Consider the following 23,313-nt stretch of genomic DNA (forward strand, 5'->3'; position numbering starts at 1 on the left):
TCGCTACGTCGGCCCTGCAGTCACAGATCGCAACAGCTGCGCCACTTCTGCCATTCCTCTTTCGAAGACACCGACAAATTGTGGAATCTCCTGCGGCGCATCGCTTAGTGATCCCGGCACGTGGACAAGCAGCTTTGCGGCAACAGGATTAGTCGCAACCTTCGCCATCATCAACTGGAAAGATCGGACGTGCTCGCCTTCGGCGGCACGCGTATCCAATTTGCGTGCTGTCAAACTGGGAACCGTATACAGCGTCGGATCGCTAGTTCCCAAGCCAAATTCTATGGAGGCCCGCCGGATAAGGCAGGGAACGCAGGTTCCGCAGTGCCTGGGTGAAAGCCTTTTGTAGCGCGCCTTGGCTGGGGATGAGCAGGACATCGATTGGCCCACGATCTTCTGGAGGAAGGTCAGGTCCTTGCATCCTGCCAGCATCTCGCCTTTGGTCATGTGGCGGTAAGGATTGATCAACTCGACCGAAAGACCGAGCCTGCTCAAGAGTTCGTTGATCCTCGCCATGTAGAAAGGATGGGTGGTCCTGGTGCTGAGCGACCCTAGTCGAAGAGGATCCAGTGGAACATTGAGCCCGATGAGGCCATTTTCAGGGACGAGCACCTTGGATTTTGAGCCCAACGCCGAGGCCGCCAAAACCGCAAGAGCAAAAAACAGAAACGATCGACCACGCTGGGTATCTTCAATTTCACATGTATTCACATGATGCTTGTCAAAGCCGAGTCGGACCCTGACAGATTTGATCTCCTGTCTCGGGTAGTGCTTTTCTAAGAGGTAAAGTAGGGCACTTTGCGCCTTGCTTGTCTCACTGTCCCAATAGTGGCTGACTAGAAGTGGTTTCGCACCAGCTGTAAGTTGGTCAATAGCTCCGACCAGACTATCTAACCCCCCAGAAAAAAGAGAAACGTTGTTGAAAGTCGCGAGAGCGAGATTGGTCGGGGGCTGCGCAATCACATCGAATCCTGTCGGACGGCTGCGAAAAAACACACGCCAGAGGTCACCCGTCAGGAATTGCAACAACCTCTCCAGTAACGCGGCTTGGTCGTCCCACAGGCTAGTATTGGAGACAGGCACAGCGAGATCGATCTCTCTCGTCCAACCGTTCTGAGAGTTCACTGCTCGTGAGACTCGCGTGTCTGCGGCGTTTACCAGCGCAGACAGTATGACAAGGTCGATGGCCAGTTCCTTGGGCGTGAGACCCAGCACGCGTAGCGAGTCAAGCGCGCTGCCAATGCCAAAATCGAGCCGCCGGAACGTGTCGACGAACTGGATGTCGACCGGAGTTGAATCGGACTGAGCAATTGGAACAGGTCCACTATCTAAGGGACCCATTCTGCCGATAAATGTGAAGCGCCTCATTCTTCGTCCTCGAATGCCTGCAGTAATTCGAATGTTCGCTGGTAAATGGAGGTGACAAAGCGTTCGATTTCGGCCGGCGGAAGCGCTGCGACCGACTGACCCTGCGTGGTGAAAGCGTCCCTGACGCTCCCATGGACGAAGTCCTGCAGCGTGGCCTCGATCCGCCTAACTGCCGTAGGGTCGGTTGGAAAGCGTAACGCATTCGCACCGAGCTCACTAAAGATCTTGGTTTCAATCGAGCGACTGATTGTTCCGAGAAAAACCGCCTCCAAGACCGGGGCTGGCAGCGCGTCAAACGGCACATCGATCTGCGCTGAAATGTCGGCAATGGTCTGGAGCATCGCATCGCGCGCAATCGCCTCGTCTATCGTTCCGCCGTCCTGGCAGAGCACATCGGTCAACGCCACGAAGACATCGACAGCTGGCGCGCCTGCCAGCCCCTCGAGATTAAAGGGTCTCAGTGCCTCGGCAGCCCCTTGCTGAGCAAACTCTGAAGCCAGGGTGCCGAGACCACTTGCAGTCCGAACGGAGGGTCCCATCGCCCGTGTCGCGGCTTTGGCCCCTCCGACCGCTCGAACGAACTTCCCAGCGCCACGCCTTATCCCGCGTCCGCCTCCTCCCCCGCCCCCTCCAGACGAAACGCCTCTTGTGAAGTCACCTCTAGCCGAACTCAGCGACTCGCCGGCAGTTGCCGGCGGCAATGCGGGACGTGGCGAAGCCGGTCGCGGAGCGGGTGCTGTCGGTTTCAACGGCGGCGAGTTAGGATTTCCCGGAGCCCCGGGACTCGGCGGCTGAGGTGACTTTGGCTGTGGCGCGGACGGCGCACCAGGCGGGGGCGATTCGACCCAAGTTGGAACCAAACCTCGTCGAGAGCCTGGGTTCTTTCCAGACGTTCCCATTATCTCTTCTTCCCAGTTTTTGCGCCGCCGATTGTTAGCCTTGCCACTGACGATAGAGATTTATTCGACGTCTGCTCCGACCAGGTTTGAAGTAACGCCTGAAAGTCCTTTGCTAATGTCCCTTGGACGGTGGGTCCCCAGCCGGTAACTATCCAACCACCAACCTTCGCGCTCGGCAGCCGGCCGAGAAACGCCATCAACGGTGCCCGCAATTCGATGCGTGCTTCGCAAAGGGTGGATAGTCCGTCGGCTGACACCGGGCGCACGCTAAGGTCGTCGGTCGTCTCCAACTTTGATGTCAGGCCCGCGAATACTCGCTCGGCGTCGCCGCTGCTGAGTGCGCCAAGCTCGGCCGCCGAAACCGTTGCGACCGAAAGTTTGGAGGAAGATAGCTGTTCAACAAGAATCTCGATCGGTCCAGCAGTGCCGGCCACGCTAAACGTCGCACGCCTGTCTCGGCTGACAAAAAGATATGGACGCAAGTCCACTCCGGTGAGCGGAACCTTGATATTCGCCCACCGCTTGGCCCACTCGATGTTAGGCCAGTCCTTCACGACGCTTTCGTCGTAGTTCTTCCCAACAGCCTTCTTGTCCGGTTTATTTGAATTTTCGAGCTCGGCGACAATCTCCGAAGTGCCGTCTGCCTTCAATTGTAATGCGATTGCGTCAAATATTTCCGGAGCAAAGCGCTCGGCCAACATCAGCTTGGCTAGGAACGACTGGTTCAGATCTGCTGCAAATCCTCTCGCTTCGGCAATTGCGATCCGCAGATTGAGTGTGTTCACGAACCGCTTGATTTGGCGAGGGTTACCGCGCGCGCCCTCCGTCAACATCGGAGTGATCTGGTTTGCAAGCTGCAAGGATGCCTCTAGTTCCGACGAAATTGCGCCGAGACCCTTGGTAATGGCCTCTCGATCAAAACCTTCATTCAACCAGGGACGTTGCAGTGCCTTCCGGGCAACTTCTACCAGCTTCTGAAAGCCTTCCCCGGCCGGATCTTCACCGCTGTTAAGAAAGAAAAGGAGCGCTACGTAGATCCTTGTCTCTACCTCTCCCAGATTTGGCATCCTGAACGGAACTTGAATCAGCTTTTCAAGGTAGTTCCGGGCATAGCTGCCTGTGACGCTTGATGCGGGCAAGTCGGGAAAATGGTTGCGAACCGAATACTCTATCATTCCTTCGTCGGCTGCCACGACAAAGGCGGCGCGGGGAACGAAGAGAAAGAGGCGAACTGCCTCAAGTGTAGCGATGGCGGTTGGCGGCAGGCATCGATCGAGATCGTCGATAAGGACCACCAATCGATCAATATCAGCAGCGGCGAGCAGGTCAGTGAAATCCTGCCTGAAGGCGTGCATCCTCTGAGGGGCGGTTGCCTCCGGAGCATTTTTGAAATGCGCGGCCGCGCCATCAAGGATGCTGTTTAGAATTTCGCCCGAGATAAGATCTTGCGGATTGGCGATTGCCTTCTGGGCGACGCTGCTAAGTCCTTGGATGAGGTCGGCATTCGGAAGACCTGTCGCAAAAGTCAGGGCCGCCCCCCCGGCGGAGCGCGCTACCTTGAACCAATTGACGGTTTTTAAGACTTCAACAGCCTTGTCTTTAACCTTCGTGACCGTGGAGCGCTTTTCTACCAACGCCGCGACGATGGACTCGATCAGGACGGCCTTCGCGTCCTCGTAGCCTTCAAACAGCCAACCGTTGAAGCGAACACATAGCGTGCGATCATCGTCCTTGAACGCCTGTTCGATCATTAAGAGCGTACTGGATTTTCCGGCGCCCCAGTCCCCGTGAAGCCCCAGAGTTAGTGGTTCACCCGACTTTTCGCGGATCAAGCGCACAACTGTTTTGGCGACAGCCTCGTAGTAGAGATAGTCGACCGCAGTTTCATTGTCGGTAATAATCATGGTCCCCCCAGACGCATCTATTCTGATTAAATAAAATCGGAACATCAACCGCTGATTTTAATTTCATGCATCCATAACTATGCATCGGACGCACTTCCATGTCCGGTCGTTGCGGGTATTCTGGAAGTCAATCTCTTGTAAATGAGGACAAGCAGGATCGAGTAATTGTAACAGCGGGATCCATTCACACTATCCCCCACGCCCGAAACCTCCCCCTCCCCGTCATCTCCCTGAGGCCCAATTCCAAAACAATCCGCCGCGCCGCCTGCGGCGTCACCTCGAGCGTCTTGGCCACCATTTTCGCCGACACCAACGGTTTTGCCATCACCAGCTCGATCAGTTCAGGCAGCTTTGAAGACGTCCGGCGGCTGTCCAGCTTCCGCTCCAATAGGGTGCGGGCCAGCGCCAGCCGGTCATGCTCTTTCATGCCGATCTCGGCGGACGCCAACATCCCATGAGCGATGGCGACCAGCCGGGTCTCCCCGTTGCGATGGCGGCGCCGATCGACCGGAATGGTTTTCAGGCCGAGATTGATGGCGGCCAGATGAGCCCCGGTGGTGATGCCGGCTTCCCGCAAGATTGAAGCGGACAACAGCCGACCGAGCCAAGGCGCGTGCTGTAGCACGAAAAGCTCGTTCCAGGCATCGAGGGCGACGATCGCCTGCAGCACCGCCGGCAGGTCTTGTACCTGCCGCAATACGCCGCGCCATTCGTCCAGCCGCGCGTCCTCGTCCCAGTCGAGATCATAGATCATCGGATCTTTGTCTTGGTCGCCGCCACGCCCAGGCCGCCTTGCGTTCTCGATCGCCGCTTCCGACCGCGCTAGCACCGCATCGATCGCGGCGTAGTCGACACCCGGGAGGTTCTCGACGTCATCGACATCGTCCCCCTCCCCTTCCGGATCCGACGCGTCCGCGCGCCGAATGCCGCCGGCCGTCTCTCCCTCGTCTGCACCGGCCGACGTGATGTCCGACGTTCGTCGCAAAGTTCGGATACCCTCTGCAGACAAGGCCCAGGCCGGGAGCTGAGCTGCGAGGCGCCGGCGGGTGCGCAGCACGTCGCGGGCGATTGTCAATTCGTGGGTGGGTGTGCGAATATCCCTGATATCGTCGTGGAGGACGAGGTCTTCGAGATGGACCAGTTCGCCGTCGATCCACAGCGAAGCGCAGGCGTCGGTGAAGTGGGATCGTTCGACGAAGCCCGCGCCGACCGGCGAGCGGGCGATCCGCTCGTCGAGACGTGTGAGCGTGATTGCTGCGTCGAAAGCCGGCCGCATCAAGGTGAATATGCTGGTTTTCGCGAGATCGTAAGCCATTGAAATCATGGTAAATGATTTCTTATACGAACTCTATATGAATATTACGGTTCCTCACATAGTACGATTGCTGGTTGGGCTGCTAACCATCGATAAGTCTTCATTATCGGAGGTGATTGATTTCGAGTCGCAAATCAGAAAGAATCCGGTAAATCCACGGCCGCTCGGCCGTTAAAAGCCGCCGATCCGGAGTTTCTCTGTGGCCAAACCGTCCATTTCCAAGCCCGCAGTCGATCGCCGCGCCGACGAACTCGACACCATTGCCAGCGTCCTGCCGATCGACCGGCGCGACGAACTGGCCGAACTACTGACCGACCAGGATGTCGAAACGCTGCGCCACCTGGTCAACGAGGGCATGGGCGAAAACACCTTGCGCGCCCTCACCTCCGACCTTGCCTATCTGCAGGCGTGGTCGCTGGCCGCAACCGGGGCCTCCCTCCCCTGGCCGGCGCCCGAGGCGCTGCTGCTGAAATTCGTCGCCCACCACCTCTGGCAGCCCGAACAGCGCGACATCGATCCTCAACACGGCATGCCGGCAGATGTCGAGCAAAGTCTGCGCGAGCAACGCTTCCTTCGATCTTCCGGACCGCATGCGCCCGACACGGTGCGCCGGCGGCTTGCCAGCTGGTCGACGCTGACGAAATGGCGTGGGCTGATCGGCGTCTTCTCCTCCCCTTCGCTGAAGTCCGCGATCCGTCTTGCCGTGCGGGCGACACCACGGCCAAGGAAACGCAAAAGCGCCAAGGCGGTCACCGGCGATGTGCTGGCACAGATGCTGGCCACCTGTGCGGGCGACGGCCTTCGTGACGTCCGTGATCGAGCAATCCTGATGGTGGCTTTTGCCTCGGGCGGTCGCCGTCGCAGTGAGATTGCCGGTTTGCGCAGGGAGCAGTTCTCAGTCGAGCCGCCAATCACCGTCGAGGGCGGCCCTCCCCTGCCCTCTCTCGCCATCCATCTAGGTCGCACCAAGACGTCGGGCTCCGAGCATGACGAGGTCGTTTATCTGACCGGTCGACCCGTGGACGCGCTGAATGCCTGGCTCGTGTCTGCCAAGATTGAGACGGGGAGCGTTTTTCGCAAGGTCGATCGTTGGGGCAATGTTTCGAAGCGGGCGCTGGAGCCGAGTGCAGTCAACCAGATCGTCAAGCAGCGGGTGGCGATGGCGGGGCTGGAGCCTGGGGAGTTTTCGGCGCACGGATTGCGGTCGGGATATCTGACCGAGGCCGCCAACCGCGGCATTCCGCTCCCTGAGGCGATGGATCAATCCCGTCATCGCTCCGTCCAGCAAGCTTCGAGCTATTATAACAACGCTACTCGGCCCAGTGGCAGGGCTGCTAGGTTGCTTTGATCGGGGAATCAGTGGTTGATGGACATTTCAGCTAAGAGACTGATAAGTGCAGAAGCAGCTCCACCATGCCTCGGCTGAGATGACCCGCCGTTACCAGCGCCGGCACAATCGCTTCCGCGTCAACTTGACGAAAGCAGCTGGGCTTTAGCCTCCTCCCCTGCCGACGAGCCGCTCAGACCTTTGAGCCGTGACGGGAGCGCTCCGCGATGCTGGAAAGATCGACTTTCTTGCCAGCCACATCCGCGACGATCTTCAACGTGCCCCCGAGGGATTCGACATAATCGCGCAGGGTCGACAGCTTCATATCGGCGCGCTTCTCCAGTCTTGAGACGTTGGTCTGCTTGAAACCGGTCCCGGTGGACACGTCTTCCTGCGTCCGTCCGGCGAGTGCCCGCAGTTCACGTAGATTGTGCGCCGTGACGAGCTCGTCGGCGCGCTTTGCTACAGCGCGCTGTTCATCCTGAGGCAGCGTCTGTATCAACTTATCGAGATCATCCATGTCTCTTCTCCAACTGGCTCAAATGCTCGTCATACCGTTTATCCGCCAGATCGATCAGCCGTTTATAGAAGAGCTTCTGGCTTACACCGCTCTTCGCACCGCCGCAGAGGACCACGGCCTTTCGCTGCGGATCGAAGGCAAAGGCGAACCGCCATTGCACCTTCAACACCTTGACGCGCAGCTCTTTCATGTTCGCGTGTTTGGAGCCTTCGAGGGTGTCGACCTCAGGTCGCCCCAATCGAAAGCCCTTCTCGCGAAGCAGCACCAAATGCGCGAGCAACTCGACCCGGACATCGGCTGGAAGGTCTGTGATCTCGCCTTTGAAGCGGTCATGAAACGCGACCTTCCATTCCGTCATTTCATATCCTGAATGATATAGATACTTTGGGATATATAGCCCATATCTCCCTTCAGGGCAATACTAACCGTTTCCTTCGGAAACGCGGACAAATGATCCTTATCCAAGGAATCGAAGCTGAAATTGGGCCTTTTGCGACGGTGCCTTCTCCGGCCATCTGTCACGAGTAAGGGTGCAGGTCACACACAGCGGAAAACCAGCTTAAGATTTGATCTGGGGCGCTACTCCCTTAAGGAGCCAACCCCACGTCCGGTCGAAGTGTGTATCGATAGCTTCCTTGGTGTCGAAGTTGCCGCTCCCCATCATTGCCGATGACGTGGGCAGCGCGACCAGACAGTGGATCAAATGGCCGGCGATCGCGTCTGCGTCACCATCGGCAATCAGTCGGGCATCTTGTGCCTCAACGACGGCGTGGACCAATCGGGACATGATCGGATCCGGTTGGGGCGGAATTGCTGCATTCTTCTCGAATACGACGGCTTCGCTGAAGGTGATGCGCTTAAAGGCGATTAGATCGGGCTCCATGTTGATGTGCAGAAGCTCCCGCAAGAGAGCCTGCAGCCGCTTCAGTGCATCTCCTTCCATGGGTGGCAAGTCCTCAAGCCGTGCCACCGCGCGCTTGTGTGCGTGCTCAACCACGGCCTCGAACAGAACGACTTTCGAGGGATAGCGCCGATAGACGGTGTCTTTGCCGGCCCCGCAGTGCGAAGCGACCTGCTCCATCGATGTGCCCGCAAACCCCCTGCTGGCGAACAGCGCTGTCGCTGCCTCTATGATCCGTTCCGCCGCCGCATTCTGCATTTCCCTCGAGGGGCGGCCTGATCTGACGATCGTCTCCGATTTCCGCAATGTCATTGTTTCTCCCTTGCCGTTCTCCCGGCGACTTCTTTGGAGTTCGTCGCCGGAATTGCCAACAATAAAGTCGACAAACATATTCATGTTATCTGGACAGGACGGTCCCGTTTGATTTAATAGCTTACCAGATACTGCAAGCTGCGACCATGGGGGCGTTTCGTGAAGCACAGCAATTTCCTAAAACAGATACTGATGGCATCGACCTTTCTTCTCGTCGTCAACCAAGCCTGGGCTCAGGATCAGAGCACACAGTTGGCGCCTATCCTCGTGTATGGCGACGGCACCATTGACGACACGTCCGGCAGCATCGTCGTCAAGTCGGCACGATCGGCTACGAAGACCGTGATGTCCGTCGCAGAGACACCGCAATCCATCACGACCATCACGCGCAAGCAGATCGAGGACCAGAACCCTCAAACAGTCAGTGAGGCGCTGCGTTATACGGCCGGCGTCCTTTCCGATCGGGATTCGAATTCCCGCTACGATTCCGTGTTTCTCCGTGGCTTCGGCGCATTCGGTACTGCCACAAACTATGTCAGCTATCTCGATGGCCTCAAGCTGCAGCGAGGGCAGGCCTTCGCCACGCCGTCCATCGATCCGTTCTTCCTGGATCATGTGGAGGTCCTGAAGGGGCCGTCTGCCCTTCTCTATGGCCAGATTAGCCCCGGCGGCCTCGTCAATCAGGTTAGCCGAGAGCCGTCCGAAGTTCAATCAAACGAGGGGCGGCTTGAGGTCGGATCAGACGGGCGCGTTCAGAGCGGACTTTATTCCACCGGGCCTCTCACCTCCGATGGCACGGTGCAGTACGGGCTTGGGCTTATCGGCAGGTCCTCGGGCACGCGCTACGACGACGTCGATGAGCAGCACTTTGGCGTGATGCCATCGCTGAAGTGGGAGCCGGACGCAGACACATCGCTGGTGATCTCCGGCTATTATCAACGGGATCCGGAAGGCGGATATTTTAATTCCCTGTATCCGAAGTTTCTGGCGCCTGCAGGCTATGCCGGCTTCTTGGCGCGCGACCTCAATGTTGGAGATCCAAACTATGACGCTTTTGAGCGCACCCAATACGGCGTTGGCTATAGATTCGAGCACAGTTTTGATGAACAGGTGACCGTGCGTTCGAACTTCCGGTATTCCGGCGTTGAGACAGACATGCAATCGCTCCAAATGAACGGCCCGATGTCGGCAGCCGGTCTTATCCCACGTTGGGCTGTTCATTCCATCGAAGACGCGCGTGGTTTTTCGTTCGATAATCAGGCGGAGTTCAACTTCGAGACTGGCGCCGTCAGTCATACGCTTCTTGCAGGCCTCGACATCCAGCGCTCCAGCAGTGGTTGGGAGTATCTGCTCGGCGGCGCGACATCGCTTGATGTCACCAACCCCGTTTATGGTCAGCCGGTCGGCCCGTTCATGACCGCGATCGATAGCGACCAAACGCTTCGCCAGACGGGTATCTACGTTCAGGACCAGATCGAAATCGGCAGCCTGCGCGGTGTCTTCGGCGTCCGGCAAGACTGGGCAAACCAGGATACGGATAATCGCCTCACCGGCACGTCAACCGAGCGATCCGACAGCGCGACGAGCTATCGGGCAGGCTTGCTCTATCTATTCGATAACGGCATAGCGCCCTACGTTAGCTACTCTACCTCATTCGAGCCGTCGACCAGCGTGGGAGCCGGCGGCAGTCCGCTAAAACCGACGGAAGCGGAACAATACGAGGTGGGTATCAAATACCAGCCGGCAGGGCTGGACGCCGTCTTCACCCTATCTGCCTTCGACATCCGCCAACAAAACGTCGTTTATTACAATGCTTCAACCGGCTTCAACGAACAGCAGGGCGAGATCCATTCGCGCGGCGTGGAATTTGAAGCCAGAGGCAACCTGACCAGCAATCTTGAACTGATTGCTGCAGTGTCTCTGCTCGACACGGAAGTTTCCGAATCCGGCATCGCGTCGATCATTGGCAACCGTCCGCAGGCCGTGCCGCGCTACTACGGTTCACTCTGGGCAAATTACACCATCGACACCGGCGCGCTGGAAGGTTTGAGCATTGGTGGGGGCGCACGCTTCGTCGGGTCCAGCTACAGCAATGACGCAAATACGGTGAAGGCGGAGGGCTACACGCTGCTCGACGCAGCGCTGCGCTACGATTTTGGCGCGAAGAACCCTAGCCTGAAAGGGCTTCAGGCAACACTCAATGTCACGAACCTGCTCGACAAGGAATATTACTCCTCCTGCAGTTCCGAATATTATTGCCAGTACGGGAACGGGCGTACGGTGCTGGCCGGTCTCAGATACAAGTGGTGAGGCGGCAGTGACTCTGACAAGACGTCTCTTTTGCACCTCCATTGCCGCCGCCGGCATCCTCTCGGGGTTCCGGCCCGTGGCGGCGGAGGCACAACCACTGACAGTGACGGATATGGCCGGGCGCGAGGTGCGACTTCCCGCGCTGCCTAAACGAATCATACTTCTTGAGGCACACGATCTCCTGACCATGTCCCTCCTGCATGCCGATCCCGCCTCGCTCGTCGTCGGCTGGGCGGCTGTCGATCGAATCGATAGCGAGCACCTGCAAAAGCGCCTTCTCAACGGCCATCCGGTCAGCACCGTCGGCAAGCAGTCTCCCGATACCGTCTCACTGGAAGGATTGATCGGCCTCGCGCCAGATCTCGTTGTCACGACCGCCTTCATGACGCCGCAGGGTGATGCCGACCCAATGGTGGAAAGGCTGAAGCAATTCGGTATCCCGGTGGTCTACAGCGATGCATCGAGCAATACCATTGCCGGCGCACAGGCCGCCGATCCTATTTCCGAAGTCAAGAACGCGATGAAGATGTGGGGCGTACTCCTCGGCGCATCGGCAAAGGCGAATGCGTTCATCGCCTTTTATGAACGAGAATTGGCGGGGATAACGGCGCAGCTTGCAGGCACGACACCGGTCACGACCTATCTGGAGGTCCAATCCACCCTCGACGATTGCTGCTGGGCGGCAGGGCGGAAGGTCTGGGGCGATCTTCTGGCACTTGCCGGTGGACAACCCTTGCCAGGCGTGACCGCGCCCTGGTTCGAAAAGCTCTCGCTCGAATATCTGCTGTCCACGCCCCACGACGTTTACATCGCCTCCGGCGGTGGATGGGCCTCGGGCAGCCGTCCCGCGATCGGACCTGGTATCGACCCCGCTTTGGGACGGCAAGGACTACAGCGGTTGATCGACGGAAGGCCTGCCTTCGACCATTTGCCAAGCGTTCGCGCAAAGCGCGTTCATGGGATATGGACCGGGCTGATCACCAATCTTCCGCTCAACATCCTGTTCATAGCCCAAGCCGCAAAATGGCTGCACCCCGAGCAATGCGTCGGTCTCGACCCTGCAGCCATCCTCGATCGCATCAATCGCGATTTCGCGGCATTCCCCATCGAGGGACCGTTGTGGGCCTCGATCTGAGTTCAAAGAGAAATCCGGATGTCACTGATCAGTAACAAACGATATCGCGCAAGCGCCACGGTGCAGTTTGCAAACATCAGCAAATACGTGGAGCCGATCGTTGAATCGATCGCGACCCACGACATGACTGTTGAAGAAGCCGATGGCATTCATCATATCCGCTCACCGTTCGGCACTGCCACGTTCGAAGCGAACGGAAACGGCTTCCGGCTGACGGCGGAAGCCCCGGACGCCGGTGGTCTCAATCGGCTAAAGCACGCGCTCGTCGGGCCAATCGGCTTTATCGCCGCCCGTGAAAAGCTGGAAATCCAGTGGCAAGGCGATCATGCCGAACCGGCCCTGCCCGCCGATCTGCGCATCCTGCATGTGAGATCCGTCGAGGACATTGCGCCGCGCCTCCGCCGCATCGTGTTTCGGGGAGAAAACCTCGAACGGTACGATCGCAACGACCAGTTCCACTGTCGGCTCATCTTCCAGCCGCGTGGCACAGCCGAACCGCGATGGCCGATGCTTGATCATCGCGGCCATGTCGTCTGGCCGGATGACAAGGCTGTTCCGACACGGGTCTACACGATCCGGCATATCGACGTAGAAGCCCGGGACATCACTATCGACTTTGCCCTTCACACCAACCCCGGTCCGGCAACCCGTTGGGCCATGGACGCGCGGCCGGGTGACCTTGCCGGCATCCTCGGTCCGGCCGCTAATGGTCCCAAACCCGCAGAGTTCTACGTACTGGTCGGCGATGAAACCGCTTTGCCGGGTATCGCCAGGATCCTTGAAAACCTGCCCGCCACCGCGACCGGCCATGCGTTCATCGAGGTGGACACCAAAGCAGACGAGTTGCCACTTCGCTGTCCGTCCGGCATGGCGGTCGCCTGGCTGCATCGCAACGGCGCCGATGCCGGCACGACGACGCTGCTGGAGGATCGCGTCCGCACGATAAGATGGCCCGAGCAGCTCGATGTAGTCTTTGTCTGGGGCGGATGCGAGCACCGAGCGTTCAGTGCTATTGATCGGCACCTGAAGAAGGATATCGGGATTTCCCGCGATCGCTTCGTGCTCTACTCGCACTGGCATAAGCATCTCAGTGAAGAAGAAATCATAACCGCAGGAGCAGAGGCATATCTGCCGCAGTGAAGGTCATGCAGTTGCGATCGGCCCTCATATTGAATGACCTGTAGCAAAGTTCCTGATTTTCTTACAGGGCGTCAAACGTCGTTTGACGGACGTTCCCATGTTGACGGCGCTACTGGTTACGGCGTGGTCGGAGAGTGCTTCAAGAACATCGTCCATCTGCTCGATCGTATGGGCCACGAGGCGTGGCATAATGGATCGCCGCCGCTGATCTTGTCGGATTCGACAAATTCCGGACGCTCCTGAATGAGCCGTTCGACGAGGCGGCTTCCCCTTCGCTTCCCACAATTTTTAATGTTCGACGAAATCCGACGTTCAAAGCCCCTAACTCCCAGAATTTAAATACAAATTTGCCAAAAAAAACGGCTGACAAGTCACCTTGGTCTTAAACGCCTCAAACCAAACGTATTCTTCTACCCAACGTCGGTTATGCAGTGCCGGCATCACGCAGTCCTTCGAACTCCTTGGTCATTTGCCTTCGTAAGAGCCATCAGCATCGGTCCGAGCGAAAACTCGCCACGCTCGGAGCGCCTGGTGAGATCTCGAAGATAGCCGCCAGCAGACGTTATAAAGTTCGATCGTTCGAGAATGCAGGCCATGGCCACCGCGGCATTTTCCGACCCCATCGCGTCGCACGCCTCCTCGTAGGCTGACGGACTGACGCCCAGCATGGAGCGCACCACCACGGCAGCCTTCATGAGCTCGCGCCAGTTTTCTATACGTCCGCCGGGACCATAGTCGGCAATCTGCGGGCAGGCCCGAAGTACCATCCCGAGTGGGAAAGCCTTTATTGGCTCTGGCTTGCCCTTCATTCCCCCGTTCGCCGCGCTCTTGGCTTGAGGTTCGTCCTCCAAGCTTCCGTCCTGCTCTTTTCTAGAGCTAGGTTCAAGTTCATAGATAGATTCGGTATTTGAATTCTGTATGTGCCGGTCATTCTGGTTGGCATTGCCATGCATATTCTGAGATTTTAGCTGCATTTCCAGAATGTTGAGGATCTCTGCCCGAAGCATCTGCATTTCATCGAGTGCGAGTTCAAGCCGGCACCTCTCCGGAGAGCGTGGAAGGCGCGCAAGAATGTCGACATAGACCGCTTCTACCTGCCCCCAGTTACCGGGGGCGCCCTCCTCCACCGCAGCTGAGATGAGCTTGCGCACGTCTCGCCGGCAGATTGTAAGAGCTTCTCTTGTCCGACGGAACCGTGTTCTCTCCGAAACGACATCCTGTGCGATTTGCGCAAGTTCATGGGCGCGAGCCAGAAGAGGGGTCAGGTCGAAGCCGTAGGCCTGCTCTACTTCACCGTCACGACTGCGATGTGCGTACCGCTTCCCGTTGGGGCTATCGCGGCGCAAGATGAGCCCGGCCTCGACGAGTGCCGCGAGTTGCCGCCTGAGTGTGCTTTCCGTGATCCCATGAGCGCGAACCGATAGCTGCGCATTGGATGGGAAAACGACAAGCCCGCTGCTCGAATCGAGCTCCCCGTGCGGGTAAAACGTCAGGAGAGCATCGAGAACGGCCAAGGCCCGATCCTGAACTCCAAGACGTTCTCGCGCCTCGCAGACATCGCGAAACACTTTCCACTTTTCAATCCGCGTGTTGTGATCCGGATCCTTGATCGCCATCTGTCTTTTGACCAAGGCAAGCGACATCGACCGCCGCCCAAAGGGCGTCGTCACATCTCCCGTTTGCATTTTTCTCTCACCTTTCTTCAGGCAAAGGAAATCCGCTCACCAAAATGGCGCCAAGACTCTTGACTGTGATTCCGGGAAATGCGATTCTCGATCCTGCTAGAGATGACGAGAGAGGCTTCCACGGTTCGCCGTTTGGGGGCCTTTTTCTTTTGCGGTTTAGTCTCCGTTGGTTTCGTTTTGCGACCCCTTGTACTCCTCGTACAAGCGATCCATGCGAGAAGACAGCCATTCGCTGAAAGGCTTGGCTTCTACATTCGTGAGCTCGATGGCAACCTTCTTCGCTTTGGCGATCATCGCGAAATTCAGCGAGCGATCAGACGAGATCCAGTCTTTTGCTGCGGTTTCGGCTTTGGGCTTTTTCGCGGCCGATTTGGCCTTGTATCGCTTCACGTAGTCATGAAGTTCATCAAACCGCTCGGCTTCAGGAAGCTTTTGAAAGACGGCCGAAGCTGCGTGCTCAACAGCGACCTTGGAGAGGGCAGGGGCAAGTAGCAACTGCCGGAGGCTGAGCCACCGGTCGCGCCCAATTTTCTTCGATGCACCCAAGGCCTGAATGACTGGCGCTGGCACCGCCTCGACGACAGCAAGCATCTTCGACAGCATCGCCTCATCGATGGCGAGCGACGAACGAACCGTTTCCTTGTTCATTCCAGACGCGATCAGGTTCTGAGCAAAGTAGGCGCGTTCAATGAAAGACAGGTTTGAACGGGCTGCATTTTCCTGTCCCTGTACGATCGCCGAGGTAATATCGTCGAGCTTCTTTACGATCGCCTTTACCGGAACTCCGAGTTCGCGAGCCACCCTGAGACGACGGTGACCGAACACAACCATGAATCGCTTGGCATCCGTGGAACTGGGGCGAACAAGGATAGGTGTCGCCTGACCTGATTCCTTGATTGCCTGGAGCAGTTCCTGAAACTCTTCTCCGTCGTCTGAAAGGCGGTCGGCCACGAAGGACACATCAATCAATCGCGGATCAAGATCCACGATCACCTCACCTTCCATGAGCTTCTTGGTGTTCTCGGCCATATCTTCAATGGAGCGAACAACCGTCTTGGCGGCTCCTGTCATGCCGTAACCGGGTTTTGTAGGCGTCTGGTTTGCCGAGATCGACGCCATATCCAGTTTGGCGAAAGGATTTTCACGGGACATAGTTGCTCTCCCAACCTGTTGTCAAAACCGGTAACTTATTGACATCCATTTGCAAAACGCGGAAAAAAACGGCTGACAAGTGCCTCATTTTCTACCCCAGACACCGTGGATGAGCTCAACGATTTCCGCGTTAGCGGCGTTCAAGCTCTCCATTGCCCTGTCGTAGGTTGCCCGAACAAACTCACCGCGCTCAACCTCATACAATGTCTGCTTCTTTATCGAAGCATCGGAAATCGCAGTGGACTTCAGAACGTGGTTTCTCAGCATCTGCTGTGCGAACATCGACTGCATGAACCCGACCATCTGGGCCTGCGGAATATCCGTGGGCTCAAAGCGGGTGATAAGATACCGGAACCACTGAACACGCATTTCGGCCCCAGCCTCCGCAACCGGCCCCATGATCCCCCCGAGCATCATGAGAAACTGGCTCATCGACATGATGTCCAGCATTTGAGGATGAATGGTGATAAGGATCCCGGTCGAAGCCATCAGGGCGGTAATCGTCAAATAACCCAGTTGAGGAGGGCAATCGATGACGACTACATCGTACTTGTCATCCACCTGCCTCAGAGCGCTGGCGATCCGCATATAGAAGAGTCGGCCATCCTCCCCCTTCTTGGAGGAAATCGCCAGTGGCACGTCATATTCGTATTCCTGCAGAACCAGGTTAGCGGGCACGACATCCAGTCCAGGAATGTTGGTCGGCTGGATGACGTCTGCGATTGACTTCCGGTCGTCGTCAAATCGAAGAGCCTCATAAAGAGAGGCAGTATCATCAAGCTCCGGCTGGATCCCGAAAAGCGAAGTCAGTGAAGCCTGCGGGTCAAGGTCGATCGCCAGAACACGATGGCCGGTGAGGGCGAGATATTGCGCAAGGTGCGCGGCAGTGGTCGTCTTGCCGCTTCCGCCCTTGAAGTTGACGACCGATACAACCTGCATCGGCTCTCCTTCCTTCCGCCTAGGCACGTAGTATCTCTTGTCTGACTTCTTGTTGGCCTCGAGATAATCCCGAAGCTCGAGCATCTGGTCAGCCGTATAATATCGGCGTCCACCGATGGACTCGATTTCCGGTCCTTTCCCATCAGAATGGAGTTGCCTCAGGTGCGTCTGGGTGACACCCATGAAGTCCGCAACTTCAGCAAGCTGAAACTTGCGCAGCCCCTTGCGAGCATCAGGCGGGTACTGCTGGCTGCGCAACATATGCAACGCGCTTGAGATCTTCGCCCCTTGCTCGGCAATCTCAATATCAAATCTGTTGGGCAGCATATTGCTCATTTTGCGAACTATTTCCCGGAGGTCGTCAGTTTCGAAAAAATGGCTCGAACACCATCATTTGAGAAACTATCTCCCGATTCCATGGATGCCGCAAGGGATTTAAAGTTAACGGAGCGTTAAGACGCGAGAATCTGCTCGGATCCGCCTGTGAAACTTTACCTACAGAATCAGTATGTTAATTCTATTCCCAGTGATTTCGTTCACTATCCGTTTTACTGTGAATCCTACAAAGCGCTCTGGCGCTGAGTGCATTCGAAAGAGAGACGCAACGCAACGACCTCTCCGAGAGGGCGGCGACTCAAGCTTCGACTTGTAGAATCATACAACTGCCGGGGCCTTCGAATCTGTGCTGATTTCCCCACCGTCTAACAATGGCGGAGAAAATCCATGCAGGTTCTCGCGTTTTCAGCACCCCGAACGATTCAAGAGGCTCAACTCCTTCACCTCCACTACCAGCTTCGTGCGCGGGTCTTTTCCGATCGTCTGGGTTGGGAAGTCGATGTTTCGGCGGGGTGCGAGTCGGATGGCTTCGACGCGCTTCGGCCAACCTATGTTCTTGCCATCACTGAGACCGGCCAACTGGCGGGGTGTGCGAGACTTCTTCCGGCGCTCGGTCGAACGATGGTGGCCGATGTTTTCCCCGCGCTTCTACCCGACGGTAAGCTCAACGGTCATGCCGCAATGATTGAGAGTTCTCGCTTTTGCGTTGACACGGCCCTCGCGGAGGGGAGGGGCGACGGTTCCCTCCATGAGGCCACACTGACCATGTTCGCCGGCATCATCGAATGGTGCTTCGCGAATGACTACACCGAGATTGTCACGGTGACCGATCTTCGATTCGAGAGAATCCTTGGTCGCGTCGGATGGCCGCTGCATCGTTTGGGCGAGCCGAAGAAGATCGGCGTGACGATGGCCGTCGCGGGCACACTGCCCGCCAATACGGAGACGTTCCTCAGGCTCCGTCCTTCCAATTACCGTTCTGAACTCAGCCCTCTCAGCCAGGCAGCGTAAGGAGAAATCCGTGAACCAGCTTCGCTCTCATCCCCGGCTTGTCCGCAAACTTCAGGAGGCACTCGGCGATCAGCTTTGCGTCGCCCTGGACGACGCGACCGTCGTCGAGATCATGCTCAATCCGGACGGAAAGCTGTTCATCGAACGCCTCGGTCACGGCGTTGCGCCCGCTGGACAGATGTCATCCGCTGCCGCGGAGATGGTGATTGGCACAGTGGCGCACGCGCTTCAGTCAGAGGTCGACACGGAACAGCCAATTATCTCTGGCGAGTTGCCAATCGGTGGCCACCGTTTTGAGGGTCTGTTGCCCCCAATCGTCGCCAAGCCTGCCTTTACCATTCGTCGCCGCGCGTCGCGCCTCATTCCGCTCGAAGATTATGTCCGCACCGGCGTCATGACCGAATACCAGGCGTCGACGATTCGCAGCGCAATCTCCGCGAGGCTAAATATCATCATTTCCGGCGGGACGGGCTCGGGTAAGACGACGCTGGCGAATGCTGTCATCGACGAAATCGTCAAAACTGCGCCGGACGATCGGCTCGTCATTCTTGAGGACACCGCGGAAATCCAATGCGCGGCCGAGAACGCCGTTCTCCTGCACACCAGCGATACGATCGACATGGCCCGGCTTTTGAAGAGCACCATGCGGCTGCGTCCCGACCGAATCGTCGTTGGCGAAGTTCGCGACGGCGCGGCCCTGACATTGCTTAAGGCCTGGAACACCGGTCACCCTGGTGGTGTAGCGACCATTCACTCGAACACCGCCATGTCGGCGCTGCGCCGCCTTGAACAGCTCACGGCCGAGGCAAGCCAGCAGCCGATGCACGAGGTGATCGGCGAGGCGGTCGACCTGATCATCTCGATCGAGCGGACGCCGCGCGGGCGGATTGTTCGCGACATTATCCAAGTCGAGCGGTTCGCCAACGGACGGTATGAAACCGAAGCCGATCACCTCACCGAAGAACAGGAGGCTCGCCATGTCGCGTAACACGCCATTCATCGCCATTATGCTCCTGGCGGCACCCCTGGTTCTTGCCGCTGCCGCGCCGGCGCTCGCCAGTTCCGGCGGTGGCCTTCCGTGGGAAGGGCCACTGCAGCAGATTCAGGAGTCGATCACCGGCCCTGTTGCGGGTGCGATCGCGCTTGCAGCGGTGGCGATCGCCGGCGGCATGCTCATCTTCGGGGGCGAACTGAACGACTTCGCGCGGCGCCTTGTCTTCATCGTCCTCGTCGCCGGCATCCTGCTTGGCGCCACCAACATCGTCGGCCTTTTCGGCGCAACCGGTGCGTCGATCGGGCTAGCCGATGAGCCGGTCACGTCAATTGGTTCGAACCGCGGAGGGGAGTGAGGCCATGGCTGAGTCCTTGTCCGGCCTGCGGCGTAACCGCATCCATCGCGCGCTTTCGCGCCCGAACCTGCTATTGGGCGCCGACCGGGAGCTGGTGCTGATTACCGGTCTTGCAGCGGTGATCCTGATCTTCGTCGTGCTGACACTTTATTCGGCGCTCTTCGGTATTGCCGTCTGGGTCGTGATCGTGGGCGCGCTGAGGATGATGGCCAAGTCAGATCCGCTCATGCGGCAAGTCTATATCAAGCACATTTCCTACAAGCCCACCTACAAGGCGACCACTTCGCCCTGGCGACGGTATTGAGGAGGAGGCCATGGTAGCTCTCAAGCGCTTCCGGGTGACCGGCCCCTCCTTTGCCGATCTCGTCCCTTATGCCGGGCTCGTCGACAACGGTGTCCTCGTCTTAAAAGACGGGAGCCTGATGGCCGGATGGTACTTCGCGGGACCAGACTCCGAAAGCGCGACCGATCTGGAGCGCAACGAACTGTCCAGGCAGATCAATGCCGTCCTGTCGCGGCTTGGAAGCGGCTGGATGATCCAGGTCGAAGCCATCCGCATTCCAACGGTCGACTATCCGTCGGAAGACCGTTGCCACTTTCCCGACCCGGTGACCCGCGCGATCGATGCCGAGCGACGCGCGCATTTCGCACGTGAGCAGGGACATTTCGAGAGCAAGCATGCCCTGATCCTGACCTATCGGCCACTCGAGTCCAAGAGGACCTCTCTCAGCAAATATATCTATTCCGATGAAGAGAGCCGGAAAAAGTCTTACGCGGACACGGTGCTCTTCGTGTTCAAGAGCGCAATACGGGAGCTTGAGCAGTATTTTGCCAATACGCTTTCGATCCGGCGAATGGAAACCCGCGAAACAATCGAGAGGGGAGGGGAGAGGGTTGCTCGCTACGACGAGCTCCTGCAGTTCGCCCGATTCTGCATCGCTGGCGAAAGCCATCCGATCCGGCTTCCCAACGTTCCCATGTATCTCGACTGGATCGCCACCGCCGAGCTTGAGCACGGACTGACGCCGAAGGTCGAAAACCGTTTTCTCGGCGTCGTTGCGATCGACGGTCTGCCGGCCGAAAGCTGGCCAGGTATCCTGAACAGCCTAGACCTGATGCCGCTCACCTATCGGTGGTCATCGCGCTTCATCTTTCTCGATGCCGAGGAGGCCCGGCAAAAGCTCGAACGCACACGCAAGAAATGGCAGCAGAAGGTCCGGCCGTTCTTCGATCAGATATTCCAGACGCAAAGCCGGTCAGTGGATCAGGACGCCATGACCATGGTGGTAGAGACTGAGGATGCCATCGCGCAGGCCTCGTCGCAGCTGGTTGCCTATGGCTATTACACACCGGTCGTCGTGTTGTTCGACAACGATCGCGAGGCACTCCAGGAGAAGGCCGAAGCGATCCGGCGACTGATCCAGGCGGAAGGTTTCGGGGCGCGCATCGAAACGCTCAACGCCACCGATGCCTATCTCGGCAGCCTGCCTGGCAACTGGTATTGCAACATCCGGGAGCCGCTGATCAACACCAGCAATCTCGCCGACTTGATCCCGCTGAACTCGGTCTGGTCCGGAAGCCCGATCTCCCCATGCCCGTTTTACCCGCCGAATTCCCCGCCCTTGATGCAGGTTGCTAGCGGATCGACGGCGTTCCGTCTGAACCTGCATGTCGATGATGTCGGCCACACGCTGATCTTCGGCCCAACCGGCTCAGGCAAGTCGACGCTTCTGGCTTTGATCGCCGCGCAGTTTCGCCGCTACGAGAATGCGCAGATCTTCGCCTTTGACAAAGGCAGTTCACTTCTGCCGCTGACGCTCGCAGCCGGCGGCGATCACTATGAGATCGGCGGCGACAATGCGGAGGAGGGAAGGGCATTGGCCTTTTGCCCATTGTCCGAACTCAAAAGTGATGCCGACCGGGCTTGGGCGACGGAATGGATCGAGATGCTAGTCGGCCTGCAGGGCGTCACCATCACCCCCGATCATCGTAACGCCATCTCTCGGCAAGTCGGACTGATGGCGAGCGCATCGGGTCGCTCGCTCTCGGATTTCGTCAGCGGCGTGCAGCTGCGCGAGATCAAGGACGCATTGCATCACTACACCGTCGATGGCCCGATGGGCCAGCTCCTCGATGCGGAAGAGGACGGCCTCACGCTCGGTGCCTTCCAAACCTTCGAAATTGAGCAGTTGATGACTATGGGCGAGCGCAATCTCGTGCCCGTGCTGACCTACCTGTTCCGCAGGATCGAGAAACGCCTGGATGGCTCCCCCAGTCTCATCGTGCTCGACGAGGCCTGGCTGATGCTCGGCCACCCGGTATTCCGCGACAAGATTCGCGAGTGGCTCAAGGTGCTGCGCAAAGCGAATTGCGCTGTGGTTCTCGCGACCCAATCGATCTCGGATGCAGAACGCTCCGGGATCATCGACGTCTTGAAGGAATCCTGCCCGACCAAGATTTGTCTTCCGAATGGCGGCGCCCGCGAGTCTGGGACGCGCGAATTCTATGAGCGCATCGGCTTCAACGAGCGGCAGATCGAGATCGTCGCTACCGCCATGCCGAAGCGCGAATACTACGTCGCCACGCCGGAAGGCCGGCGGCTCTTCGACATGTCGCTTGGGCCCGTCGCCCTGAGCTTTGTCGGCGCGTCGGGCAAGGAGGACCTCAAACGCATCCGCGGACTGAAATCCGAACATGGCCGCGACTGGCCGATCCGCTGGCTTGAAACGAGAGGAGTTCACGATGCTGCATCGCTATTCAAATAGATGGCTCGCCTGCTTGGCCGCCGTCGCTCTCACGATCGGAGGCGCAGGCTCAGTGCAAGCCGGCACGGCCACCGGCGCAGCGACCGAATGGACGCAGCTCGCCAACAATGCGCAGCTCGTGGATCTCATGAAAAGCTCCGGCATTCAGGTCGACAATCAGCTGACCCAGATCAGCCAGCTTGCAGAGCAGATCCAGAACCAGCTGAAAATCTACGAGAACATGCTGCAAAACACTGCGCAGCTTCCTGATCATGTATGGGGGCAGATTGAAAGCGACCTCAATCAACTGCGTAGTATTGTCGACCAGGGGCAGGGCATCGCCTTTTCGATGGGCAACTCTGACGACGTTCTTCAGCAGCGCTTTCAGAGCTATGCCGATCTCAAGACGAATTTGCCAGACAACGCGACGTTCTCCACGACTTACCAATCCTGGTCGAACACCAACCGTGACACCATCGCCAGTTCGCTGAAGGCGGCGAGCCTCACGGCCGACCAGTTCGATAGCGAGGAAGATACGATGTCCTCGCTGCGGTCGATGTCCGAAACGGCTGACGGGCAGATGAAAGCGTTGCAGGTCGGCCACGAGATCGCCGCTCAACAAGTCGCGCAAATGCAGAAGCTTCGAGGCCTCGTCTCACAACAGATGACGATGATGGGAACCTGGCTGCAAACCGCACAGACCGACAAGGATCTGGCACAGGCTAGGCGTGAGAAATTCTTCAGTGCGACGGCTCCCTCCACCTCAGGCGGCGAAAGGATGAAGGTGGAATGGTGAGAACGAAAGCACTCCTCATCGCGATCGCAACGATGCTCGCCGCGACAAGCGCCGGCATTTGGTTGTTGATCTCCGAAAAGCAGGAAGCTCAGGAACGTAGGGCGAAGTTCTTCGGCTCGTCGAACGACCACCCCACATCCGGTGGCGAAAAGATGAAAGTCGAATGGTGA

21 protein-coding genes and 1 pseudogene are annotated in these 23,313 nt (G+C 58.0%); 12 read left to right on the plus strand and 10 right to left on the minus strand.

Annotation, left to right across the window (positions count from 1 at the left end):
* Positions 1-3 precede the first annotated feature (3 nt).
* From qatC to M2360_RS18095, 4 genes are all read right to left on the minus strand, one after another.
* Complete coding sequence (gene qatC / locus M2360_RS18080) at positions 4-1,368, minus strand: Qat anti-phage system QueC-like protein QatC (protein WP_280776650.1); 1,365 nt, start codon at positions 1,366-1,368, stop codon at positions 4-6.
* Complete coding sequence (qatB, locus tag M2360_RS26800; RefSeq protein WP_348529565.1) at positions 1,365-2,267, minus strand: Qat anti-phage system associated protein QatB; 903 nt, start codon at positions 2,265-2,267, stop codon at positions 1,365-1,367. The genes qatC and qatB overlap by 4 nt, the downstream gene beginning before the upstream one ends.
* Positions 2,267-4,171, minus strand: coding sequence for a Qat anti-phage system ATPase QatA (gene qatA / locus M2360_RS18090; RefSeq protein ID WP_280776652.1), 1,905 nt, complete (start codon positions 4,169-4,171; stop codon positions 2,267-2,269). The genes qatB and qatA overlap by 1 nt, the downstream gene beginning before the upstream one ends.
* A 184-nt stretch (positions 4,172-4,355) precedes the next feature.
* On the minus strand, positions 4,356-5,495 hold the full coding sequence (locus M2360_RS18095) for an RHE_PE00001 family protein (protein WP_280776653.1): 1,140 nt from the start codon (positions 5,493-5,495) through the stop codon (positions 4,356-4,358).
* Between the two features lie 190 nt (positions 5,496-5,685).
* Here M2360_RS18095 and M2360_RS18100 point away from each other — a divergent pair, with 190 nt between their 5' ends.
* Together M2360_RS18100 and M2360_RS26805 are read left to right on the plus strand one after the other, a co-directional pair.
* Positions 5,686-6,834 (plus strand): tyrosine-type recombinase/integrase, encoded by a 1,149-nt coding sequence (locus tag M2360_RS18100; RefSeq protein WP_280776654.1) that lies wholly within the window; start codon positions 5,686-5,688, stop codon positions 6,832-6,834.
* Positions 6,835-6,856: 22 nt separating this feature from the next.
* Positions 6,857-6,982: pseudogene (locus M2360_RS26805) on the plus strand (integrase); the annotation flags it as partial.
* A gap of 24 nt (positions 6,983-7,006) precedes the next feature.
* Here the strand turns inward: M2360_RS26805 and M2360_RS18105 are convergent.
* The 3 genes from M2360_RS18105 to M2360_RS18115 form a co-directional block, all read right to left on the minus strand.
* On the minus strand, positions 7,007-7,333 hold the full coding sequence (locus M2360_RS18105) for a helix-turn-helix transcriptional regulator (RefSeq protein WP_280776655.1): 327 nt from the start codon (positions 7,331-7,333) through the stop codon (positions 7,007-7,009).
* A complete protein-coding gene (locus M2360_RS18110; protein WP_280776656.1) occupies positions 7,326-7,691 on the minus strand; it encodes a type II toxin-antitoxin system RelE/ParE family toxin in 366 nt (121 codons plus the stop codon). The genes M2360_RS18105 and M2360_RS18110 overlap by 8 nt, the downstream gene beginning before the upstream one ends.
* 201 nt (positions 7,692-7,892) lie before the next feature.
* Positions 7,893-8,624 (minus strand): TetR/AcrR family transcriptional regulator, encoded by a 732-nt coding sequence (locus M2360_RS18115; RefSeq protein ID WP_280776657.1) that lies wholly within the window; start codon positions 8,622-8,624, stop codon positions 7,893-7,895.
* Positions 8,625-8,705: 81 nt separating this feature from the next.
* Between M2360_RS18115 and M2360_RS18120 the strand changes: the two genes are divergently transcribed.
* From M2360_RS18120 to M2360_RS18130, 3 genes are read left to right on the plus strand one after another with little or no spacing between them, the layout of a single operon-like run.
* On the plus strand, positions 8,706-10,856 hold the full coding sequence (locus M2360_RS18120) for a TonB-dependent siderophore receptor (protein WP_280776658.1): 2,151 nt from the start codon (positions 8,706-8,708) through the stop codon (positions 10,854-10,856).
* Between the two features lie 7 nt (positions 10,857-10,863).
* A complete protein-coding gene (locus tag M2360_RS18125; protein WP_280776659.1) occupies positions 10,864-11,991 on the plus strand; it encodes an ABC transporter substrate-binding protein in 1,128 nt (375 codons plus the stop codon).
* An 18-nt stretch (positions 11,992-12,009) separates the two neighbouring features.
* Positions 12,010-13,131 carry a siderophore-interacting protein gene (locus tag M2360_RS18130; RefSeq protein ID WP_280776660.1) on the plus strand — a complete coding sequence of 374 codons (1,122 nt, stop codon included), beginning with the start codon at positions 12,010-12,012 and terminating at the stop codon, positions 13,129-13,131.
* A gap of 440 nt (positions 13,132-13,571) precedes the next feature.
* Here M2360_RS18130 and repC read toward each other — a convergent pair whose 3' ends face one another.
* The 3 genes from repC to repA all read right to left on the minus strand — a co-directional run bounded on the left by repC (position 13,572) and on the right by repA (position 17,243).
* Positions 13,572-14,816: a plasmid replication protein RepC gene (repC, locus tag M2360_RS18135; protein ID WP_280776661.1), complete on the minus strand. Its 1,245-nt coding sequence runs from the start codon at positions 14,814-14,816 to the stop codon at positions 13,572-13,574.
* Between the two features lie 156 nt (positions 14,817-14,972).
* Positions 14,973-15,968: a plasmid partitioning protein RepB gene (gene repB, locus M2360_RS18140; RefSeq protein WP_280776662.1), complete on the minus strand. Its 996-nt coding sequence runs from the start codon at positions 15,966-15,968 to the stop codon at positions 14,973-14,975.
* A gap of 84 nt (positions 15,969-16,052) precedes the next feature.
* Positions 16,053-17,243, minus strand: a complete 1,191-nt coding sequence (gene repA / locus M2360_RS18145) for a plasmid partitioning protein RepA (protein WP_280776663.1) — start codon at positions 17,241-17,243, stop codon at positions 16,053-16,055.
* Positions 17,244-17,630: 387 nt separating this feature from the next.
* Here repA and M2360_RS18150 point away from each other — a divergent pair, with 387 nt between their 5' ends.
* From M2360_RS18150 to trbK, 7 genes are read left to right on the plus strand one after another with little or no spacing between them, the layout of a single operon-like run.
* Positions 17,631-18,254 carry an acyl-homoserine-lactone synthase gene (locus tag M2360_RS18150; protein ID WP_280776664.1) on the plus strand — a complete coding sequence of 208 codons (624 nt, stop codon included), beginning with the start codon at positions 17,631-17,633 and terminating at the stop codon, positions 18,252-18,254.
* Positions 18,255-18,264: 10 nt separating this feature from the next.
* Entirely contained in the window at positions 18,265-19,242 is a 978-nt protein-coding gene (gene trbB, locus M2360_RS18155; RefSeq protein WP_280776665.1) for a P-type conjugative transfer ATPase TrbB, read from the plus strand.
* Complete coding sequence (locus M2360_RS18160; protein ID WP_280776666.1) at positions 19,232-19,603, plus strand: TrbC/VirB2 family protein; 372 nt, start codon at positions 19,232-19,234, stop codon at positions 19,601-19,603. The genes trbB and M2360_RS18160 overlap by 11 nt, the downstream gene beginning before the upstream one ends.
* Positions 19,604-19,607: 4 nt before the next feature.
* Complete coding sequence (locus tag M2360_RS18165) at positions 19,608-19,907, plus strand: conjugal transfer protein TrbD (protein WP_280776667.1); 300 nt, start codon at positions 19,608-19,610, stop codon at positions 19,905-19,907.
* A 10-nt stretch (positions 19,908-19,917) separates the two neighbouring features.
* On the plus strand, positions 19,918-22,368 hold the full coding sequence (locus M2360_RS18170) for a conjugal transfer protein TrbE (RefSeq protein ID WP_280776668.1): 2,451 nt from the start codon (positions 19,918-19,920) through the stop codon (positions 22,366-22,368).
* A complete protein-coding gene (trbJ, locus tag M2360_RS18175) occupies positions 22,346-23,143 on the plus strand; it encodes a P-type conjugative transfer protein TrbJ (protein ID WP_280776669.1) in 798 nt (265 codons plus the stop codon). The genes M2360_RS18170 and trbJ overlap by 23 nt, the downstream gene beginning before the upstream one ends.
* Positions 23,137-23,313 carry an entry exclusion protein TrbK gene (gene trbK, locus M2360_RS18180; RefSeq protein WP_171520588.1) on the plus strand — a complete coding sequence of 59 codons (177 nt, stop codon included), beginning with the start codon at positions 23,137-23,139 and terminating at the stop codon, positions 23,311-23,313. Before trbJ ends, trbK begins: the two co-directional genes overlap by 7 nt.

It is taken from the genome of Rhizobium sp. SG_E_25_P2 (assembly GCF_029892285.1).
GTDB lineage: Bacteria > Pseudomonadota > Alphaproteobacteria > Rhizobiales > Rhizobiaceae > Rhizobium_E.

Excerpts from the sequence above, each read along its gene's own strand:
- qatC (WP_280776650.1), bottom strand. The coding sequence starts at position 1,368 with ATGAGGCGCTTCACATTTATCGGCAGAATGGGTCCCTTAGATAGTGGA.
- qatB (WP_348529565.1), bottom strand. The coding sequence starts at position 2,267 with ATGGGAACGTCTGGAAAGAACCCAGGCTCTCGACGAGGTTTGGTTCCA.
- qatA (WP_280776652.1), bottom strand. The coding sequence starts at position 4,171 with ATGATTATTACCGACAATGAAACTGCGGTCGACTATCTCTACTACGAG.
- M2360_RS18095 (WP_280776653.1), bottom strand. The coding sequence starts at position 5,495 with ATGATTTCAATGGCTTACGATCTCGCGAAAACCAGCATATTCACCTTG.
- M2360_RS18105 (WP_280776655.1), bottom strand. The coding sequence starts at position 7,333 with ATGGATGATCTCGATAAGTTGATACAGACGCTGCCTCAGGATGAACAG.
- M2360_RS18110 (WP_280776656.1), bottom strand. The coding sequence starts at position 7,691 with ATGACGGAATGGAAGGTCGCGTTTCATGACCGCTTCAAAGGCGAGATC.
- M2360_RS18115 (WP_280776657.1), bottom strand. The coding sequence starts at position 8,624 with ATGTTTGTCGACTTTATTGTTGGCAATTCCGGCGACGAACTCCAAAGA.
- M2360_RS18130 (WP_280776660.1), top strand. The coding sequence starts at position 12,010 with ATGTCACTGATCAGTAACAAACGATATCGCGCAAGCGCCACGGTGCAG.
- repC (WP_280776661.1), bottom strand. The coding sequence starts at position 14,816 with ATGCAAACGGGAGATGTGACGACGCCCTTTGGGCGGCGGTCGATGTCG.
- repB (WP_280776662.1), bottom strand. The coding sequence starts at position 15,968 with ATGTCCCGTGAAAATCCTTTCGCCAAACTGGATATGGCGTCGATCTCG.
- repA (WP_280776663.1), bottom strand. The coding sequence starts at position 17,243 with ATGAGCAATATGCTGCCCAACAGATTTGATATTGAGATTGCCGAGCAA.
- M2360_RS18150 (WP_280776664.1), top strand. The coding sequence starts at position 17,631 with ATGCAGGTTCTCGCGTTTTCAGCACCCCGAACGATTCAAGAGGCTCAA.
- M2360_RS18160 (WP_280776666.1), top strand. The coding sequence starts at position 19,232 with ATGTCGCGTAACACGCCATTCATCGCCATTATGCTCCTGGCGGCACCC.
- M2360_RS18165 (WP_280776667.1), top strand. The coding sequence starts at position 19,608 with ATGGCTGAGTCCTTGTCCGGCCTGCGGCGTAACCGCATCCATCGCGCG.
- M2360_RS18170 (WP_280776668.1), top strand. The coding sequence starts at position 19,918 with ATGGTAGCTCTCAAGCGCTTCCGGGTGACCGGCCCCTCCTTTGCCGAT.
- trbJ (WP_280776669.1), top strand. The coding sequence starts at position 22,346 with ATGCTGCATCGCTATTCAAATAGATGGCTCGCCTGCTTGGCCGCCGTC.
- trbK (WP_171520588.1), top strand. The coding sequence starts at position 23,137 with ATGGTGAGAACGAAAGCACTCCTCATCGCGATCGCAACGATGCTCGCC.